Origin of the sequence: Herbidospora sakaeratensis, assembly GCF_001570525.1 — a bacterium.
GTDB classification, from domain to species: domain Bacteria; phylum Actinomycetota; class Actinomycetes; order Streptosporangiales; family Streptosporangiaceae; genus Herbidospora; species Herbidospora sakaeratensis.
The window spans coordinates 19,554-38,774 of the sequence record NZ_BBXC01000027.1 but is presented as its reverse complement, the minus strand read 5'-3'; the positions used below and the strand labels follow the sequence as shown (position 1 = coordinate 38,774).

Genomic DNA, 19,221 nt, shown 5'->3' with positions numbered 1-19,221 from the left:
TTACTCAGCCGATCATGTACCCTCAACCGATTCGCCGGTATTCGCGCAGGTCATCACGTATGGCGACGACGTGATCACGCACGGCCAAGGCGACGGAGGAGCAATACGGAAGGAACCGGACGCGCGCCCATCTTCCGGACAGAGACCGCGACCTCCCGATCGGACGACACCACCGCGATGGCGCGCCCCGGCGGCTCGATCTGGACCATCTGCCGGATGAGGTCGTCGGCTATCTGACCGGGCGCGCTGAACGCCACCCGCACCCCCCGGGGAGCCGACACCTGGACCGGGCCGTCGAGCTCGGCGCCGTCGAACACGCAGGTGATCTCCACCCGCACCTGGACGGCCAGCCCGCCCAGCCCGGTCAGCAGGCGTTGCCGCTGGTCGGCGAGGGTGAGGGTGCCGTAACCCGACTTGGTCACGTTGTAGCCGTCGATGATCAGGTGCAGGTTCGGTATCGCCAGGAGCTGGTCGAGCAGCTGCGGGTCGTCGTCGGCCAGCGCGCGGGCCGGCACGTCGCGGACCGACGGGGCGGTGCCGCTGACGGTCGCCACGTAGTCGGCCGGCCTGCTGATCGTGGTCGGCAGGGCCAGCTCCTTGCGCAGGCCCTTGGCGGCGTCTTCGAGGGCGTCCATGAGCACCCGGATGCGGGCGTCCTCGACCGAGCGGCCCTCGCGGGCGGCGCGGCGGCTGGCCTCCAGGTGCCGCTCGGCCTCGGCCAGGCGCTCCTTGAGGCGGCGCACCTCGGTCTCGGCGGCGGCCCCGGCCCCGGCGACCCGGGCGCGGGCGTCGGCGGTGGCCGCCTCGAGCTCGCCGGCCCGCTGCTCGGCGGCCTTGGCCCGCTCGCGGGCGTCGTGGAGCTTGCGGCGCAGGTCGGTGTTCTCGGCGCGGGCGGCCTTGAGCTGCTCGCGGACCCGGTCGACCTCTTCCTTCGCGGCGGTGCGCTGCTGGGCGAGCTGCTCCTTGAGCCGCCCCTCGGCCTGCTCGCGCTGGGTGTCGAGGGCGGCGGCCTGATCGAGGTCTTCGCGCGCCAGTTCGACCATCCCGGCCCACCCGGGCGGCCGGGTCAGATAGGCTGCCGCCGCGACCAGCACGGGCTCGGCGGCGGGCGGAATCGTCTCCTCGGCGAGCGAGGCGACCAGCTCGGGCCACGCCTGGGTGAGCGCCTCGGCGACGAGTTCGCGGAACTTCTTGTCGTTCTCGAGCTGGGCCGCTATCGGCGCCGACCCCAGCCGGGCCCGCTTGCGCGGCTCGAACCTGGCCACGGCGCGCAGTGGCGCCGGCACGCCGGCGGCGGGCATCGTGCCCAGCACCTGGGCCGCCAGTTCGACGACGTGTGTTCGCACCTGCTCGGGCAGGGGACGAGACAGGCCCTCTCCGGCTGAACTCATCCCTGCTGCTCTCTTCCTGTCCTGGTCGTTCATTCAAGGGTACGGCTCTGCGAGTCCACTACATCACGTTCAGCGACGTGAACGGGGAGCAAGTAGGACACGAACCACTTGTCTCATAAATCGCTCACGTTACGTCAAGATCTCTTCACGTGATGTCACAATGGCCGACGTGACGATAGCGAGTGACCATCTGCGGCGGCTCGCGGCCGAGATGGAAGAGGTGCTCGACCCCGTGTGGGCGCTGCGGACCTTCCCCAAGTGGACCGGCCCGGCCGCCCAGCGTTTCGACGGCGAGCTGATCCGCCACCGCGCCCTGCTGGCCGCCCTGACGGCCGAGGCCGCCCTGCTGGCCGCCCACCGGGAAAAAGAACTCGCCTGAGTCGTTTGTCCGGCTTTAGTCTGCGCGGATGTTCCGACCCGTGCTGCCGATCGAGACCCCCCGCCTGGTCCTGCGGTTGTTCACCCCCGACGACCTGACCGATCTCCACTCCTTCTATTCGCGCCCCGACGTCGCCCGTTTCCTCTACTGGGAGCCGCGCGATCTCGTACAGGTGCGCACAGTGCTGACCGACAAGGCGGCCACCGCCGAGCTCACCGACGAGGGGCAGGTGCTCTGCCTGGCGGTCACCCTCCGCGAGACCGGCGCCCTGATCGGCGAGGTCCTGCTGTTCTGGCGCAGCCGCGAACACCGCCAGGGCGAGATCGGGTACGTCTTCCACCCCGACCACCACGGCCACGGATACGCCACCGAGGCGACGGCCGAGGCGCTCCGGCTGGGCTTCGAGGGTCTGGGCCTGCACCGGATCGTGGCCCGCTGCGACGGCCGCAACACCGCCTCGACCAAGGTGATGGAGCGGCTCGGCATGCGCAGGGAGGCCCACCTGGTGGAGAACGAGATGGTCAAGGGCGAGTGGACCGACGAGATCGTCTACGCGATGCTGCGGCGGGAATGGCGCTGACGCGGGTGAACTGTCGGTCGGGGTCTCTATGGTCGTCAGCGTGGAACAGGGCACGCTGGACGATCTCGGAACACCCCTCGTCGACGTCACGTTCGTGGTGTTCGACCTGGAGACGACCGGCACCTCCCCCGCCGAGTGCGCCATCACCGAGATCGGCGCGGTCAAGGTGCGCGGCGGCGAGGTGCTCGGCGAGTTCGCCACGCTCGTCGACCCGGGCGGCCCGATCCCCCCGTTCGTCTCGGTGCTCACCGGCATCACCGACGCCATGGTGGTGGCGGCGCCGAAGATGACCGAGGTGCTGCCGAGCTTCCTCGAGTTCGTCAAGGGCGCCGCCCTGGTGGCCCACAACGCCCCCTTCGACATGGGCTTCATCAAGGCCGAGTGCGCCCGCCAGGGCTACCCGCCGCCGGTCAACGCGGTCGTCGACACCGCCGACCTGGCCCGGCGGGTGCTCACCCGCGACGAGACCCCCAACTGCAAGCTGGGCACCCTGGCCCGGTTCTTCCGCAGCCCCACCGAGCCCTGCCACCGGGCCCTGGCCGACGCCCGCGCCACGGTCGACGTGCTCCACGGCCTGATCGGCCGGGTGGGCAACCTCGGCGTCCACTCGCTGGAGGAGCTCAAGGGCTTCGTCCGCATGCCCACCCCCGAGCAGCGGAGCAAGCGCCACCTGGCCGACGGCGTGCCCGACAAGCCGGGGGTGTACGTCTTCGAGGACGCCCGCGGCGAAGCGCTCTACGTCGGCAAGAGCAGCAGTCTGCGCACCCGCGTGCGCAGCTACTTCACCGCCAGCGAGACCCGGCCGAGGGTGCGCGAGATGATCGGCATCGCCGAGCGGGTCCGCCACATCGTGTGCGCCACCCCGCTGGAGGCCGAGATCCGCGAGTTACGCATGATCGGCGAGACCAAGCCCCGCTACAACCGGCGGTCCCGGTTCCCCGAACGGGTGGTCTGGCTGAAGCTGACCGACGAGCCGTTCCCCCGCTTGAGCATCGTGCGCGACCTGAAAGACGACGGCGCGACCTACCTGGGCCCGTTCGGCAGCAGCCGCACCGCCGACGACGCCCGCACCGCCATCCACGAGGCCCTCCCGCTGCGCCAGTGCACCGAACGCCTGTCGCTCACGGTCCGGCGCAGCGCGTGCGCGCTGGCCGAGATCGGCAGGTGCGGCGCCCCCTGCGAGGGCCGCGAGAGCCACGACGACTACGCCCGCCACGTCGCGGCGGCCCGCCACGCCATGCTGCTCGACGGCAGCTCGGTCTTCTCCGCCGTCGAGGCCCGCATGGACCGCCTGTCGGCCGAGCAGCGCTACGAGGAGGCCGCCGTCGACCGCGACCGGCTGGCCGCCTACGTCCGCGCCGCCGCCCGCATGCAGCGGCTCACCGGCCTGACCGCCATCACCCAGATGGTCGCCGCCAGCCCCGGCAGAGACGGCGCCTGGGACATCCACGTCATCCGCCACGGCCGGCTGACCGCCGCCGGGGTGATGCCGCGCGGCGCCCACCCGGTCCCCTACGTCGAGGCCCTGGTCGCGACCGCCGAGACCGTCCACCCCGGCCCCGGCCCGACCCCCGCCGCCAGCGCCGAGGAGACCGAGACCATCCTGCGCTGGCTCGAGTCGCCGGGGGTCCGGCTGGTGCGGGTCGAGGGCGGCTGGAGCCTGCCCGCCCAGGGGGCCGCCCGGCTCAAGCAGCGCATCGACCGGGCGTACGACCAGGGAGGTTCCCGCTCAGTGAGGGAGGGCAGACCGCTGCGATAGGTTGGGGCCCTCGGAAAGGAGCACGCTTTGGTCACCGCGATCGTGCACATCAAGGCCGACGTCAGCCGGATCCCCGAGGTCGCCCAGGCGATCGCCGGGCTGGCCGGCGTCAGCGAGGTCTACTCGATCACCGGCGAGTTCGACCTGATGGCCATGGTCCGGGTCGCGCGCTACGAGGAGATCGCCGAGGTCGTGCCGGGGCGGCTCAACAAGATCGAGGGCGTGCTGGCGACCGACACCCACATCGCCTTCCGCACCTACAGCCGCCACGACCTGGAGGCGGCCTTCTCCATCGGCCTGCCCGACGCCGACTAGATTCCTGACCGTCCCCCCGACGCCTTGAACCTCGGAGGGACCATGGACTTCACCGGCCGGACCGTCATCGTCACCGGCGCGGGCTCGGGCATCGGCCGCGCCGCCGCGCGGCTGTTCGCCGGGGCGGGCGCGCTCGTCCTGGGCGTCGGCCGCCGCAGGGAGGCCCTCGCCGAGACGGCGGGCCGCGACGACGCGATCAGCGTCCACGTCGCCGACCTGCGCGACCCCGGAGCGCCCGAGGAGACCGTCGCGGCGGCCGTGGCCCGGTGGGGGCGGCTCGACGTGCTGGTGAACAACGCCGGGGCCGCCAAGATCATGCCGCTGGCCGAGACGACCGCCGACGCCGTCGCCGACCTGTTCGCCCTCAACGTCACCGCGCCGAGCCTGCTCGCCCGGCACGCGCTGCCCCACCTGCGCGCCTCGGCTGGGTGCGTCGTGAACGTCTCCAGCACCTACGGCCACCGCCCCCTGCCCGGAGGAGCCCACTACGCCGCGTCCAAAGCGGCCGTCGAACAGCTCACCCGGAGCTGGGCGCTGGAACTGGCCGCCGACGGCGTCCGCGTGAACGCCGTCGCACCCGGCCCCACGGAGAGCGAGGCCCTGACCGCCGCCGGGCTGCCCGCCGCGACCGTCGAACAGATCAAGTCCGCCGAAACCGACCGCATCCCCATGGGCCGCCGCGGCGACCCGCACGAGGTCGCGACGTGGATCCTCCGGCTGGCCGACCCATCGGCGACGTGGCTGACGGGTCAGATCCTGACGGTGGACGGCGGCCTGGAACTCACCTGACGCCGAGACCGGGCGGTGCGATGCGGGTTAGGGTCCTCGCTCGCCCACGCCCCGGACGCGGGGGCGGACATTGGCCGGGGCTTTCGCTCGCCTGACGCCTTGGACCGCACGGCCGGATGCTCGTCAGGGCCCTCGATCACCGAGCCCCCACGGTGACCACGCCGAGCCGGCGCCTGCCGGAGCCTCGGGCGTCAGCCCGTCCGTTCTCCGCTCAGGGCCCGGGTTCGGCCGCCCGTGAGGAGGCGGGCGCGGACCTCGAAGCCGCCGTCCACCGGGCCCGCCGTCACCGAGCCGCCGAACAGGGCCGCGCGTTCCCAGATGCCCAGCAGACGTTCGCGGGGGCCGCCGTCGTCGCGGACGGCCACCTCGATCAGGCCGCTCTGCCAGCGCAGGGTCACCCGGGCCTTCCGGGCCGAGCCGTGCTCCAGGGCGTTGACCAGCGCCTCCTCCACGATCCGGTAGGCCGACAACTCCAGCACGGGGCCGGGACGCCGCCGGCCCTCCTCGGCGAAGGCGACCGCCAGCCCGGCCGACCGGAACCGGTCGAACAGGGCGGGCAGCGCGGCCAGGGTCGGCTGGGGGCCGGTGGTGGCCGCACCGCCCGACCGCAGCAGGCCCGCCACGCGTTGCAGGTCGGTCAGGGCCTGGCGGCCGGCCTCCTCGGCGTCGCGGAGGGTCTGCCGGGCCCGTTCGGGGTCGCGGTCCATGATGACCCGGCCCGCGCCCACCCCCAGGGTGAGCACGCTCAGGTCGTGGGCCACCACGTCGTGGAGCTCCTCGGCGATCCTGAGCCGTTCCCTGGTCACGGCGTCAGCGGGGTCCGGCGACCGGCGTCGGGTCACGCGGGCCGTCACTTGGGCCAGGCGGGCGATGAGGCGCGTCATGCCCGAAAGATAAGCCGCCGCCCGGCCCGCGGGCGTCCTCCCAGGAGGTGAACGCGGATCAGCCCAGAGGCTTACCCGCGCAGCCCCTGGGAGACCTCGATCCAGCGGTCGAGCAGGGTCGCGGCGGCGCCCGAGTCGATCACCTGGCCGACCGTGACGTAGGCGGCGGCGATGCGCGCGGCCAGGTCGTCGACGGTCGGGCCCTCGTGGGCGACCAGCGCCGCGGCGGCGTTCAGCAGGACCGCGTCGCGGATCGGGCCGCTCTTGCCCCGGACCAGGTCCTGGACCGCGCCCGCGTTGAACACCACGTCGCCGCCCTTCAGGTCGCCGGGCTGGGAGCGGGCGATGCCGATGTCGGCCGGGTCGAAGGTGGTCTTGACGGCCTGGCCGTCGCGGACGACGTACACGACAGAAGGGGCCGCGGTGGACAACTCGTCGAGGCCGTCGTCGCCGCGGAAGACCAGGGCCGACACCCCGCGCTCGGCGAACACGCCCGCCACGACCGGCAGCATGCGCTCGTCGAACACCCCGATGGCCTGCGACGACGGGCGGGCCGGGTTGGTCAGCGGGCCGAGGAAGTTGAACACCGTCGGCACGCCGATCTCCTTGCGGGTCGGCCCGGCGAACCGCATCGACGGGTGGTAGACCGGCGCGAAGCAGAACGCGATGCCGGCCTCCTCGGCCACCCGGGCGGTCGCCGCGGGCGCCAGATCGATCACGACGCCGAGGTGTTCGAGCACGTCGGCGGCGCCGCACTTGGAGGAGGCGGCCCGGTTGCCGTGCTTGACGACCCGGGCGCCCGCCGCGGCCACCACGATGGCGGCCATCGTCGAGACGTTCACCGTGTGGGCCCGGTCGCCGCCGGTGCCGACGACGTCGACCGCCGGGCCCTCGATCGCGAGCGGGGTGGCGATGGACAACATGTGCCGGGCCAGGCCGGACACCTCGGCGACGGTCTCCCCCTTGGCGCGCAGCGCGACGACGAACGCCGCGATCTGCGACGGGGTGGCCGCGCCCGACATGATCTCGCCCATCGCCCACGAGGTCTCGTCGGCGGTCAGGTGCTCACCCGCGAGCAGCGCGTTGAGCAGCGAGGGCCAGGTGGTACGGGCGTCCATGGCGGTCCTTCGGGATCGTGGATGTCAGGAGACGGCGGGCAGCCGCCCGCGCATCAGCCCGGCGATCGTCTCGGCGACGACCATCGGGTCGAGCGGCTGGGAGATCACGGCGTCGGCGCGCGACCAGTTGGCCAGCCAGCGGTCGTCACGACGGGCGATGATCAGGCAGATGGGCGGGCAGTCGTGCACCTCGTCCTTGGCCTGCTTGGCGATGCCCATGCCCCCGGCCGGCGCGGCCTCGGAGTCGAGGATCGCGATGTCGATCTCCCCCGAGTCGAGCTTGCGGACCACGGCGGCCTGGGTCGCGCACTCGACGATCTCCACCAGCGGCAGGTCGGCGGCGGGACGGCGGCCCAGGGCCAGCCGCACCTTCTCACGGGTGGCCGCGTCGTCGCTGTAGACGAGAACCTTCATGTCGCTTACTCCAGTCACCGGGTAGGGTCCACCAGGGATGCTATCGGCCCTGGGCAGCCGTCGACATCCCGCCTCCTACCCCCTATCGGGGGGCCGTGAAGCGACCCGGCCCTGCGAGCCGCAATAATGACGTGCGTGGCGACAGCATCCGCAATTACTACGACGACGACAGCCCACTCGTCGCGCCGGCCCAACCTGGTCAGCGTAGGGACGATCATCTGGCTGTCCTCTGAGCTCATGTTCTTCGCGGCGCTGTTCGCGATGTACTTCACCATCCGCTCGGTGAGCGTCGGCCAGGACCCAGCAAGCTGGCCCGGCGCCCACCTGAACGTCCCGTTCGCGACGGTCAACACGATCATCCTGGTGCTGTCCTCGGTGACATGCCAGTTCGGCGTGTGGGCCGCGGAAAAGGGCCAGGTCAAGAAGCTCCGGTTCTGGTATTTCGTCAGTTTCCTCATGGGCGCGGTCTTCGTCGCCGGGCAGCTGATCGAATACGCCGAGCTGGTGCACGAGGGCACGACCCTCTCCTCCGACGCCTACGGCTCGGTGTTCTACCTGACCACGGGCTTCCACGGTCTGCACGTGACGGGTGGTCTGATCGCGTTCCTGTTCCTCCTGGGACGCACGTACGCCGCGAAGCGCTTCACGCATGAGCAGGCCACCAGCGCGATCGTCGTGTCCTACTACTGGCACTTCGTCGACGTCGTCTGGATCGGCCTTTTCGCGACCATCTACATCATCAAATGATCGGAACGGGGATTTCGGTGAACTCCATCACCGCGCGACGGCGGCGGCATCCCCTCGCGCGCCTCGCGGTCGTGGCGCTCGCGCTGGGCCTGCTGGGCGGCGGATACGCCGCCGCGGCGCCCAGTGACAGCACCGCCGACGCGGCGGTCGCGTCGGGCAAGGCCGACGACGTGGCCGAGGGCAGGAGCCTGTTCGTGGCTCACTGCGCCAGCTGCCACGGCATCAGCGCCGAGGGCACCTCCATGGGCCCGACCCTTGTGGGCGTGGGCGCCGCCGCGGTCGACTTCCAGGTCAGCTCGGGCCGCATGCCCGCCGCCGACCCGAGCGCGCAGGCTCCGCGCAAGCCCCTCGGCGAGTGGGTCACTCCCGAAGCGGTCCGGCAGCTGGCCGCCTACGTGCAGACCCTCGGTGGCGGTCCCACGATCCCCACCAAGGAGATGGTCTCCGGCGGCGACGCGGCCAAGGGTGGTGAGCTGTTCCGCGCCAACTGCATCCAGTGCCACAACTTCGTCGGCGCCGGCGGCGCGCTCACCTACGGCAAGTACGCCCCCGACCTCAACGAGTCGACGCCCGAGCAGATCTACGAGGCGATGGCCACGGGTCCGCAGGCGATGCCGGTCTTCAACGACTCCGTCGTCAAGCCGGAGAACAAGGCCGACATCATCGCCTACATCACCCAGGTGCGCGGCCAGGTCGACCCGGGCGGTTTCGGGCTCGGCCGCATCGGCCCGGTCACCGAAGGTCTCGTCGTGTGGGTCGCCGGCCTCAGCTTCATGTCCCTCGCCGCCATTTGGATCACCGCCAAGAAGCGTAAGAGAACATCAAAATGACAGATAACGAGCTTCCCGGCCCCGATGACGAGGCGCGCGTGCCGCGTCGCGTCATCGGCACCCCGGCTCAGGGAACCGCCGTACTCGGCACCCGCCCGGTCGAGACCGAGGTGGAGACGCCCGGCGTGACGCTCCCCGACCCCGCCGACGCCCGCAAGGCCGAGCGCACGGTCACCCTGCTGTTCTTCGTCGCCTTCGTGGCCGGCATCGCCTTCATCGCCTCGTACGTCGTCTTCCAGGTCGGCAGCCTCGACAAGACGGCCGTGTCGAACGCGGCGCTCGGCGGCACCCTCACGGTGGCGCTGCTGGCGCTGGCCTCGGGGGTCGTCGTCTGGGTCCGGCGGATCATGCCGAAGTACAACCTGGTCCAGGAGCGCCACGAGATGCGCTCCGACGACGACACCCGCGGCTACGTCGACGAGACGTTCCGCGCGGGCGCCGGTGAGAGCGGCTTCGTCAAGCACAAGATGATGCGCCGCACGCTGCTGCTGGCGGCGGCGCCGCTCGGCCTGGCCCCGCTCGTGCTGCTGAAGGACCTGGGCCCGCTGCCCGGCACCTCGCTGCGCCACACGGTGTGGAAGAAGGGCATGAAGCTGGTGGTCGAAGGCACCGGCCAGCCGATCCTGGCGGCCGACTTCGACTCGCCGGGCGGCATCCTGTCGGTCGTGCCCGAAGGTTACGAGCACGACCTCAACGCCCTCGCCAAGGCCACCCTGATCCTGATCAAGTTCCGTCCTGAAGACCTCAAGTCGGGCACGATCAAGAACTGGACCTACGACGGCATCGTCGCCTACTCGAAGATCTGCACCCACGTGGGTTGTCCCGCGGCGCTCTACGAGCAGACGACCCACCACATCCTGTGCCCCTGCCACCAGTCGACGTTCGACGCGACCGACGGCGCGAAGGTCATCTTCGGCCCGGCCGCGCGGCCGCTGCCGCAGCTGCCGATCGGCGTCGACGGCCAGGGCTACCTCATCGCCCAGGCCGACTTCGACGTCCCCGTCGGTCCCAGCTTCTGGGAGCGCGGCGACGCCGAGGCCGACGCCCGGGAAGCCAGGGGGAACCAGTCGTGAACGAGACTCCGAAAGCCATCGCAGGCCCGGCGACCTACCTCGACGACCGTCTCGGCGCGGGCAGCTTCCTGAAGCGCAACCTGCGCAAGGTCTTCCCCGACCACTGGTCGTTCCTGCTGGGCGAGATCGCCCTCTACTCCTTCATCATCCTGCTGCTGACCGGCACGTTCCTGACGTTCTGGTTCAAGCCGAGCATGGGTCACGTCGAATACCAGGGCGTGTACGAGCCCCTCAAGGGCGTCATGATGTCGGAGGCCTACGCCTCGACGCTGCACATCAGCTTCGAGGTCCGGGGTGGTCTGCTGATCCGGCAGATGCACCACTGGGCGGCCCTGCTGTTCGTGGCCGGCATGATGGTCCACGCGCTGCGCGTGTTCTTCACCGGCGCCTACCGCAAGCCGCGTGAGCTCAACTGGATCATCGGCGTGCTGCTGCTGACGCTGGCGCTGGCCGAGGGCCTCACCGGCTACTCGCTCCCCGACGACCTGCTCTCCGGCGCGGGTCTGCGGATCACCGAGGGCGTGGCGATCTCGCTGCCGATCGTCGGCACGTACATCACGTTCTTCCTGTTCGGCGGGGAGTATCCGGGCGTCGACGTCATCTCGCGCTTCTACACCCTGCACATCCTGCTGATCCCCGGCATCCTGCTGGCCCTCATCTCGGCCCACATGGTGCTGATGTGGGTGCAGAAGCACACCCAGATGCCCGGCCCGGGCCGCACCGAGCACAACGTGGTGGGCGCGCCGTTCTACCCGGCCTTCATGGCCAAGGCGGGCGCCTACTTCCTGTTCACGTTCGCGTGCATCGCCGGTCTCGGCACGTTCGCCCAGATCAACCCGATCTGGTTGTTCGGACCGTACACGCCGGCCGACATCTCGGCGGGTTCACAGCCTGACTTCTACATGGGCTTCCTCGAAGGCGCGCTGCGGCTGATGCCCGCCTGGGAGATCAACTTCCTCGATCACACGGTGCCCCTGAGCGTGCTGATCCCGGCGTTGGTCCCAATGGGCATCATCATGACGGGCCTGGCGCTCTACCCGTTCGCCGAACAGTGGATCACCGGCGACCGTCGTGAGCACCACCTGGCCGACCGTCCCCGCAACGCCCCGGTCCGCACCTCGATCGGCATGGCGGCGGTGACGTTCTACGGCATCCTGTGGCTGCTGGGCGCCAACGACGAGATCTCGACCCACTTCCACATCGGTCTCTACGAGACGACGATCATCGGCCGGTTCGCCATCTTCATCGGCCCGGCGATCGCCTACTGGATCACCTACCGGATCTGCATCGGCCTCCAGCGTCGTGACCAGGACATCCTGTCCCACGGCGTAGAGTCGGGCGTGATCAAGCGACTGCCGCACGGCGAGTACATCGAGGTCCACACTCCCCCGGCGGAGGACATCGCCGAGCACATGCGCGGCAAGAAGCAGATCCCGATCGTCCCGGGCGACGACGACAAGGACGGCATCCCGCCGAAGGGCGTGCGCGGTCCGATCGGCAAGCTCCGGGCGGCGGCCAGCAAGTTCTACGGCACCGACCACGTCCCGCTCGACGGCCACGGCCATCACGACGGGCACGGCGACGGCCACGACGAGCACGCGGCGGTGGGCGCCGGCGACAAGCCGCGCGAACTGCACTGACGCTCTCACTGAAGAGACCCGGAGCCTTCGCTCCGGGTCTTTTCCCTTTCCTGGACGATCACACGGCGACCCACCGCGTGCAGGCGACGGGACCACCACGAGCCTGCCCGCAGGCCCGCAGACTCTGGTAGCGATCCCACATGGGCGGCGTGACCGCACTCGTCAGGAAGGGCCGCACCTTGGTCACCCCGAGCTGGATCCAGGTGACGCCCTGATTCCAGGAACGGTCCACCCAGACCGCGTCCCCCGGCCCCCCGCCACTGATCCGCCCCACGGCGAACGGCTCCCCTTCTCCGGCGTAGAGCCGCACGACCCTTCCCGCCGGGGCGACCGCGGAGGCGACCGGATGAACCCGCCCCACCCCGCGCACGAGCGCGTGCAGCGCCTGCCCCTCGCCTCGGCAGGCCACGCCCCGGAAGGTCTCCCAGCCCCGATAGCGCCCGCAGAGCGTGTTCACATCGGCCAGGAGCTGGCCGTCGATGCGCTCCCGCCCCTCGGGGGTGAGGCGGTCCTGCGCCCGGTAGTTCCGGTAACCGAAGTCATGCCGCCGGCAGGCATCGGCGAAGCCGAACCCGCCGTCACCCCCGGCGAACGAGCAGTCGTCGACACTCCAGACGAGCCCTTCGCCCTTCTCCTCGGCCCGCTCGACGAAGTCGTCAAGCGAGACCTCGAACAGCAGCTGGTCGGTCTTCTCCAGCGGATCGTCATCCGCGCGGGCGATCCCCGGCCCGCTTGAGAGAAGCACCGCGACGACCGAGATCCTCACGGCGGCCCGCATCAGATGACGGGTCGAACGCGCCATGTCTCTCCTCTTCCGACAGGTCGACCAGACCGCATTGATGGATCGTTCCAAATTCAGCACGAGCCCAGCCGAATGCAACGAGCCACGCCCCCGCGCAATGGCCACATGGCGCCCCACAGCCCCGCCATCGGGAATTCCCGCACCTCACGGCCGCCACCTGAAATCCCTGTATCTCAAGCCCACCATCTGGATTCCTGCATCTGGAGCACCCTCACTTCGGCATCTGACTGCTGGGCCGCTCATGCCCAGGCACCTGACATGCAGGGCGCGACGCCCGCCTATCCACGGATGGGCCTCTGCGGCAGGGAGACACCGTTGCACGGGCACCTGCCGCATGGCGACCGCCACATAAGCATTTGCGGCATGGCGACACCTGTCGATCTGGTGCCGGCACATGGCGTCCACACGCTTGAAGCCTTCGCGCCCGCGACCCGGGCGCGAAAGGGCGCTCGCGGCGGACTCGTGAAGAGTCTGCCGCGTAGCGCCCCTTTTTCGCCGGCCGTAATCGCGTCGGCGATCGACTTTCGCAATGCGATGGAAATGAGCCGTTTTCCGAATCCCATTCCACATCCGGAAATCGCCCACCAGGAGCTCCAGATGGCCGCATCCACCCCCCGTGACATGGCCCGGAGTCTACGCCGGAATTCACGTCATTTGAGGTGACAATCCAGCCATGAATTGCTATTCCATGACTTCGTCCATGACCCTGGAGTTCACCGGGGTGCGACGTGACCGATTCGGAAAAGGTTTCCGGGGTCAACCCGGTTCCTGATCTCGGCCAGCCGACGCCGGGTCGCCTCCGGCCAAGCCTGATCCGTCGTCGTCAGGTCGGAGCCGTGCATGTTGATCAGGGACCCGCCCGTCGACCACGGCGCCAGCGCCCCCACGACCGCACCGGGGTCGCTCCCGGGCAGGCCGATCGCCAGCACGTTGAAGGCCCCGTCGCGCCCGCCGACCGCGTTGGGCTCCTTCGGCTCGCGGGCCAGGGCCCCGCCCAGGTGCCGGATCTCCACCACCGGGATCGGCAGCTCGACCGTGGGCCCGGCGACGGTCAGCAGCGTCTCCACGGCCTCGGGGGTCAGCGCGCGCAGCAGGGTGCTGCGCTCGACGGCCGGCATGGGGTCGGTCGGGTCGTTGTGGACGCGGTCGAGCTGCGTGTACGGCAACTCTCCCACCCCGCCGAGCACCGGCTCGGCCACCCCGAGCATCGGCGCCAGGAGGGCCTCCTGGGGCTCCGCGGAGGCCACCCGCAGGTGGGCGACGAACTGGCCGCGCAGCGGGGGCGGCAGCTGCGGGAGCGGCGGCAGGCGGAGGAAGGCGAGCGAGGTGGTCAGCGTCTCGGGCAGGCCGGGCGCCCAGCGCTGGTAGGCGCGCAGCACGGCGGGGGCGTCGGCGGCGGCGTAGTAGAGGCCGCCGCCCCACACGGTGGCCAGCGGGAACAGGTCGACCGTGATCGAGGTGACCACGCCGAAGCCGCTCTTGCCGCCGCGCAGCGCCCAGAACAGGTCGGGCTCGCCGCCCGGGTCGGCGACCCTGACCGCGCCGTCGGGGGTCACCACGGTCAGCGACCGCACGTGGTCGGCCGCGAAGCCGTAGGTGCGGGCCAGCGGGCCGATGCCGCCGCCCAGGGTGAACCCGACGGCGCCGACCCCGGAGGCCGAGCCGGACAGGGGCGCGAGCCCGAAGGGGGCCGCCGCGCGCACGACCTCGGCCCACGTGCAGCCGGCGCCGATGGTCGCGGTGCGCGCCTCGGGGTCGATCGACAGGGAGCGCATCCGGGAGGTGAGGATCAGGACCGCACCGTCGGCGGCCTGGACGGCCCCGTGCCCGGTCGCCTGGACGGCCACCGGCAGGCCGCAGGCGGCCGCGTGGGCGAGGGCCTCGGCGACGTCGGAGGGGGTCTCGGCCTCGGCGACGAGGGCGGGGTGGTGGCGGACCGCGAGGTTGAATCCGGAGATTTCGTTCATGGGAGAGGTTGTCCCATGGTGTCCTCGTATGCGGCTGAGGCGGCATCCTAGTGTGGTCCTAGTCATCAGGGAGGAACGGCGATGCGGCACGACTTCCGGGTCCTCGGGCCCGTGGAGGTCCTCAGCGAGGGGCGGGCCGTCGACCTCGGCCCGCGCAAGCAGCGGGCGGTCATGGCGTTGCTGCTGACGCACGCCCCGAGGGTCGTGGCGCTCGACCAGATCATCGACGCCCTCTGGCAGGACGAGCCGCCCTCCAGCGCGACCGGAACGCTCCAGGCGTACATCTTCCAGCTCCGCAAGGCCCTGGAGCCCGAGCGCAGCCCGCGTACCCCGGCGCGCATCCTGCGCACCCGCGAACCCGGCTACCTGCTCGACATCGACCCCGGCCAGATCGACTCCCACCGGTTCCTGCGGGCGATGGAGCAGGCCGAGGCCGCGCCGCCCGACCAGGTCGAGAAGATCCTCACCCCCGCACTGGAGTTGTGGCGCGGGGAGCCGTACACGGGGCTGCAGGACGAGGAGTACCTGCGGCCGACCATCGCCCACCTCAACGAGGCCCGGCTGACGGCGCTGACCACCCGGGCCGAGGCGCGGCTGGCCCTCGGTCGCGCCGCCGAGGTGGTGCTGGAGGTCGAGCGGCTGCTGGAGGCGGCGCCGTACCGGGAAGGGCTCTGGTCGCTGCTCATCCGGGCGCTCTACACCGACCGGCGGCAGGCCGACGCGCTGGGCGCCTACCAGCGCTGCCGGACGCTGCTCGACGAGGAGCTCGGGCTGCTGCCCGGCCCGGAGCTGCGGGCGCTGGAGCAGGCCGTGCTGCGGCAGGAGGAGCTGCCGCCCTCCCGGGTCGCCGTGGTGGCCGCGCCCGCGCCCGCGCAGGTGGAGCTGCCCCGGTTCGTCGGCCGGGCGGCCCAGCAGCGGCGGGTGCGCGACCGCGTCGCCGACGCCGCCAAGGGCTCGGGCGGGGTGCTGCTGATCGGCGGGGAGGCGGGCATCGGGAAGACCACCCTGGCCGAGGCCGCCGCCGAACTGGCGGAGCGGCAGGGCTTCACCACCGCCTGGAGCCGCTGCGCCGAGGACGCCCCCGCCTTCTGGCCGTGGATCCAGGCCCTGCGGCTGCTCGACCCGCCCACGGCCGAACGCCTGGCCGCCCCCGGCGAGGCCGCCGACCCCGACGCCGCCCGGTTCCTGCTGCACGACACGGTCGCCCGCGCCCTCGAACGGCGCGCCGCCCAGAGCCCGGTCATGATCGTGCTGGAGGACGCCCACTGGGCCGATGCGGCCACCCTGAAGCTCCTCACATTCCTCGGCGCCGACCTGCACCGGGTCCCGCTCCTGGTGGTCGTGACGGTACGCCACCACGACGCCCCCCAGCCCGTCGACGTGTTCGCCGAGCTCGCCCGCCAGCGCGGCACCGAACGCCTCACGGTCGGCCCGCTGACCACCTCCGACGTCGCCGACTACCTCGACGGCCGCGACCCCGGCCTGCGCGAGCACGTGGCCGTGCTGCACGACCGGACCGGCGGCAACCCCTTCTACCTGGGCGAACTGCTCCGCCTGGCGGCCTCGACCCGCTCGGCCGACATCGCGGCCCTGCCGGTGCCCGACGGGGTGCGCGACGTCATCGCCCAGCGTGTCTCCCGGCTGCCGGAGGAGACCCAGTCGCTGCTGCGGACCGCGTCGGTGGCCGGCCGGGACGTCGACTCCGACGTGCTGGCCGGCGCCGCCGGCATCGACCCGGCGCGGCTGCTCCTGCTGCTCGAACCGGCCGTCGCGACCGGCCTGCTCGTCGAGCTCGACGGCGGCTGGGACTACCGGTTCTCCCACGCCCTGGTCCAGGAGTCCCTGTACGGCGAACTCACCCGCCTCCAGCGCGCCCAGCTGCACGGGAGGATCGGGGAAGCGGCCGAGTCGTTCGGCGGCGGCGACCTCGACCGCGTCCCGGTGCTGGCCCACCACTTCGCCCAGGCCGCCCGCGTCGGCCACGCCGAGAAGGCCGTCGGCTACGCCGTGAAGGCCGCCGAACAGGCCGCCGCGTCACTCGCCTACGACGAGGCGGTGCGCTACTGGGAGCTCGCCCTGGCCTCCCACGGCCCTGCGGGCACCTCCCGCCGCTGCCGCCTGCTGATCGAGCTCGGCCGGGCCCGGCGCGTCACCGGCGACGTGCTGGGCGCCCGCGCGCCCCTCGACGAGGCCGTCGACCTGGCCACCCGCCTGGGCGAGCACGACATGGCGATCGAGGCCACCAGCGTCTTCGGCGGCGTCACGTTGTGGAACTGGTGGTCCTACGGCGTCGTCAACCCGCGCATGGTGAACGTGCTGCGCGACCAGCTGGCCCGGCTGCCCGACGACGACCTGGCCCGCCGCGCCGCCCTGCTCGGCACCCTCGCCGTGGAGCTCTACTACGGCCCGCGCGAGGAGGCCCTGGAGTGCGCCGCCGAGGCCGTCGCCCTGGCGAGGCGGACCGGCGACCCGCAGCTGCTGGCCCGGACCCTGAACAACTACGTCATCGCCGCCTGGTCGCCCGAACACGACGCCGAGCGGTTCGCCGCGGCCGCCGAGATCCTCACCCTGCCCGGCCTGCCCAAGCTCACCGAGGTCATCTCCCGCCTGCACCGCATGCAGGGCCTCATGCAGGACGGCGCGATCGCCGAGTACGACGCCGAGCTGGCCCGCTGCCTGCGGCTGACCGAGGAGCTGCGCATCCCCGAGATCACCGCCCAGGTCAACTACGCCGCCTCGGGCCGCGCGATCCTGCACGGCGACTGGGCCGAGGCCCGGCGCTACAGCGCGCTGGCCGGGGAGTGGTACCGCCGCACCAGCCTGTGGGGGCCCGACTTCGTCGACCTGCAGAGCGAGTTCTACATCGACTGGGCGCGCGGCGGCGTGCCGGCCTCGCTGGTCGCCACCCTGGCCGAGCGGGCCGACGACCCGTCGGACCGGCTGCTGCGCCCCACGGCGATCCTGGCCCTGTGGGAGTCGGGCGAGCAGACGCGGGCCAAGGAGCTGCTCGACCGCTGGGGCGTGAGCCTGGAGCGCAACTGGGCCTGGCAGTTCTCCGCCTGGCAGTGGGCCCTCGTGGCCGCGCGGCTGGGCCGCCCGGCCCCCGAGGAGATGCTGGCGGCCCTGCTGCCGGTCGCCGACCAGATCGCCACCCTGGGCACCGGCTGCGTCTCGTGGGGCTCCATCCACGAGGCCGTCTCGGAGTTGTACGAGGCCGTCGGCGACCGCGACCGCGCCCGCGAGCACGCGCGGCAGGCGGCCCGGGTGCACCGCAGGCTGGCCGTGCCCCATCTGGAGCGCCGCAGCGCGGCGCTCCTGGAGCGGCTCGGTTAGGCCATCGGGTCGGTCGTGGCGTCGCGCAGGCGGCTCCACTTGAGCCAGTCCTTCCACTTCGGCTGCCAGTGGCCCCAGCCGTTGGTGGTCTCCAGCTGGCGCGGCGAGCCCGTGAGGATGATCGGGTCGCCGATCAGGGTCTCGTCCTTGTACCACTGGGCGTTCGACGGGCTGATGTTCACGCAGCCGTGGCTGACGTTGGAGTTGCCCTGCGAGCCGACCGACCAGGGCGCGCCGTGCACGTACTCGCCGCTGTTGGAGATGCGGACGGTGTCGTAGACGGTCTGCTGGTAGTAGCCCGCCTGGCCGGGGCCCGCGTCGGGCGAGGTCATGACCGTCACGTCCTCGCGCGACATGGCCAGGTGGATGCCGCTGGTCGTGTGGTACTTCCAGACGCCGCCCTTGCCGGCGCTGAACGGGATGGTCCGGATCACCTTGCCGTCGCGGATCACGTCCATCGTGTGCTTGCTGATGTCTCCCTTGGTGATCTGGGAGCGGCCGATGGTGAAGTCGCGCACGACGTCCTTGCCACCGTAGAGGCCGGTGTCGCCGCGGACGCCGGCCATCCGGGCGGTGACCCGGACCTTGGTCCGGGGCGGCCAGAACTTCTTCGGCCGGTAGGCGATCGTCTTGTCGTCGAACCAGTGCCAGGCGCCCTCGACCGGTTTGGACGCCTGCACGAGCAGGTTGCGCTCGATCGACACCCGGTCCTTCACCGGCGCGTTGAAGCTGATCATGATCGGCATGCCGACGCCGACCGTCAGGCCGGTGTAGTCCTTGTTCGGCAGCAGCGTGTCGATCTCGAACGTCTTGGCGGCCTTGAGAGTGGAGAACGAACTGCTCCCCCGCGCCGACCCGGCGGTGGCCGCGACCGTGTAGTGGGTGCCCGGCATCATCGGCCGCACGCTGCGCCACATCGTGCGGTCGGCGCTGAAGACGCCCTCGACCGGTTTGCCGCCCTCGGCGGTGACGGCGACCGACCCCAGCGGGGCGCCGGCCGCGTAGATCTTGATGGGGAGCTCCGGCGGCAGGTTCGCGGCCCCGTTGGACGGAAAGATCATGACCGATTCGGCCGCCTTCTGCGCAGTCGTGTCCTCCCCTGCTGTGGCGGTAGTGGCACAACCGGTCACCATCAGTAGGGCCAACGCCCCCGCACCACGACTTCGCACGCGGATCTCCCCCCGGGTCACCTTGATCACT

General features: G+C 71.5%; 17 protein-coding genes. 10 read left to right on the top strand and 7 right to left on the bottom strand.

The window, feature by feature from the left end:
* Window positions 1–74 precede the first annotated feature (74 nt).
* Window positions 75–1,391 (bottom strand): NYN domain-containing protein, encoded by a 1,317-nt coding sequence (locus AW271_RS36040; protein ID WP_062342480.1) that lies wholly within the window; start codon window positions 1,389–1,391, stop codon window positions 75–77.
* Between the two features lie 169 nt (window positions 1,392–1,560).
* Here AW271_RS36040 and AW271_RS36035 point away from each other — a divergent pair, with 169 nt between their 5' ends.
* The 5 genes from AW271_RS36035 to AW271_RS36015 are packed head-to-tail and all read left to right on the top strand — an operon-like array spanning window position 1,561 to window position 5,213.
* Entirely contained in the window at window positions 1,561–1,770 is a 210-nt protein-coding gene (locus AW271_RS36035; RefSeq protein ID WP_157554992.1) for a hypothetical protein, read from the top strand.
* A 28-nt stretch (window positions 1,771–1,798) separates the two neighbouring features.
* The gene (locus tag AW271_RS36030; protein WP_062342476.1) at window positions 1,799–2,350 is read left to right on the top strand and encodes a GNAT family N-acetyltransferase; all 552 of its coding nucleotides are present in this window, start codon (window positions 1,799–1,801) and stop codon (window positions 2,348–2,350) included.
* A 28-nt stretch (window positions 2,351–2,378) separates the two neighbouring features.
* On the top strand, window positions 2,379–4,109 hold the full coding sequence (locus AW271_RS36025; RefSeq protein WP_062342474.1) for a DEDD exonuclease domain-containing protein: 1,731 nt from the start codon (window positions 2,379–2,381) through the stop codon (window positions 4,107–4,109).
* Between the two features lie 27 nt (window positions 4,110–4,136).
* Window positions 4,137–4,424, top strand: coding sequence for an Lrp/AsnC family transcriptional regulator (locus AW271_RS36020; protein WP_030450459.1), 288 nt, complete (start codon window positions 4,137–4,139; stop codon window positions 4,422–4,424).
* A gap of 42 nt (window positions 4,425–4,466) precedes the next feature.
* Window positions 4,467–5,213, top strand: coding sequence for an SDR family NAD(P)-dependent oxidoreductase (locus AW271_RS36015; protein WP_062342472.1), 747 nt, complete (start codon window positions 4,467–4,469; stop codon window positions 5,211–5,213).
* Between the two features lie 191 nt (window positions 5,214–5,404).
* Here AW271_RS36015 and AW271_RS36010 read toward each other — a convergent pair whose 3' ends face one another.
* From AW271_RS36010 to AW271_RS36000, 3 genes are all read right to left on the bottom strand, one after another.
* A complete protein-coding gene (locus AW271_RS36010; protein ID WP_062342470.1) occupies window positions 5,405–6,097 on the bottom strand; it encodes a sensor histidine kinase in 693 nt (230 codons plus the stop codon).
* A gap of 71 nt (window positions 6,098–6,168) precedes the next feature.
* Complete coding sequence (trpD, locus tag AW271_RS36005) at window positions 6,169–7,215, bottom strand: anthranilate phosphoribosyltransferase (protein ID WP_062342468.1); 1,047 nt, start codon at window positions 7,213–7,215, stop codon at window positions 6,169–6,171.
* A gap of 24 nt (window positions 7,216–7,239) precedes the next feature.
* On the bottom strand, window positions 7,240–7,629 hold the full coding sequence (locus tag AW271_RS36000) for a response regulator transcription factor (protein WP_030450462.1): 390 nt from the start codon (window positions 7,627–7,629) through the stop codon (window positions 7,240–7,242).
* 126 nt (window positions 7,630–7,755) lie between these two features.
* Between AW271_RS36000 and ctaE the strand changes: the two genes are divergently transcribed.
* From ctaE to qcrB, 4 genes are read left to right on the top strand one after another with little or no spacing between them, the layout of a single operon-like run.
* The gene (gene ctaE / locus AW271_RS35990; RefSeq protein WP_083977738.1) at window positions 7,756–8,376 is read left to right on the top strand and encodes an aa3-type cytochrome oxidase subunit III; all 621 of its coding nucleotides are present in this window, start codon (window positions 7,756–7,758) and stop codon (window positions 8,374–8,376) included.
* Window positions 8,377–8,393: 17 nt separating this feature from the next.
* Complete coding sequence (qcrC, locus tag AW271_RS35985; RefSeq protein ID WP_157554990.1) at window positions 8,394–9,206, top strand: cytochrome bc1 complex diheme cytochrome c subunit; 813 nt, start codon at window positions 8,394–8,396, stop codon at window positions 9,204–9,206.
* Complete coding sequence (gene qcrA / locus AW271_RS35980; RefSeq protein ID WP_062342460.1) at window positions 9,203–10,279, top strand: cytochrome bc1 complex Rieske iron-sulfur subunit; 1,077 nt, start codon at window positions 9,203–9,205, stop codon at window positions 10,277–10,279. The genes qcrC and qcrA overlap by 4 nt, the downstream gene beginning before the upstream one ends.
* Complete coding sequence (gene qcrB / locus AW271_RS35975; RefSeq protein ID WP_062342458.1) at window positions 10,276–11,919, top strand: cytochrome bc1 complex cytochrome b subunit; 1,644 nt, start codon at window positions 10,276–10,278, stop codon at window positions 11,917–11,919. The genes qcrA and qcrB overlap by 4 nt, the downstream gene beginning before the upstream one ends.
* Before the next feature lie 58 nt (window positions 11,920–11,977).
* On the opposite strand, the gene AW271_RS35970 is transcribed toward qcrB, so the two are convergent.
* Window positions 11,978–12,721, bottom strand: coding sequence for a phospholipase A2 (locus tag AW271_RS35970; protein WP_083977736.1), 744 nt, complete (start codon window positions 12,719–12,721; stop codon window positions 11,978–11,980).
* A gap of 713 nt (window positions 12,722–13,434) precedes the next feature.
* A complete protein-coding gene (locus tag AW271_RS35965) occupies window positions 13,435–14,688 on the bottom strand; it encodes an FAD-binding oxidoreductase (protein ID WP_062342454.1) in 1,254 nt (417 codons plus the stop codon).
* A gap of 81 nt (window positions 14,689–14,769) precedes the next feature.
* Between AW271_RS35965 and AW271_RS35960 the strand changes: the two genes are divergently transcribed.
* Window positions 14,770–18,021 (top strand): ATP-binding protein, encoded by a 3,252-nt coding sequence (locus tag AW271_RS35960; RefSeq protein WP_062342451.1) that lies wholly within the window; start codon window positions 14,770–14,772, stop codon window positions 18,019–18,021.
* Here the strand turns inward: AW271_RS35960 and AW271_RS35955 are convergent.
* On the bottom strand, window positions 18,018–19,082 hold the full coding sequence (locus AW271_RS35955) for a L,D-transpeptidase (protein ID WP_245653364.1): 1,065 nt from the start codon (window positions 19,080–19,082) through the stop codon (window positions 18,018–18,020). The genes AW271_RS35960 and AW271_RS35955 overlap by 4 nt on opposite strands.
* Window positions 19,083–19,221 lie beyond the last annotated feature (139 nt).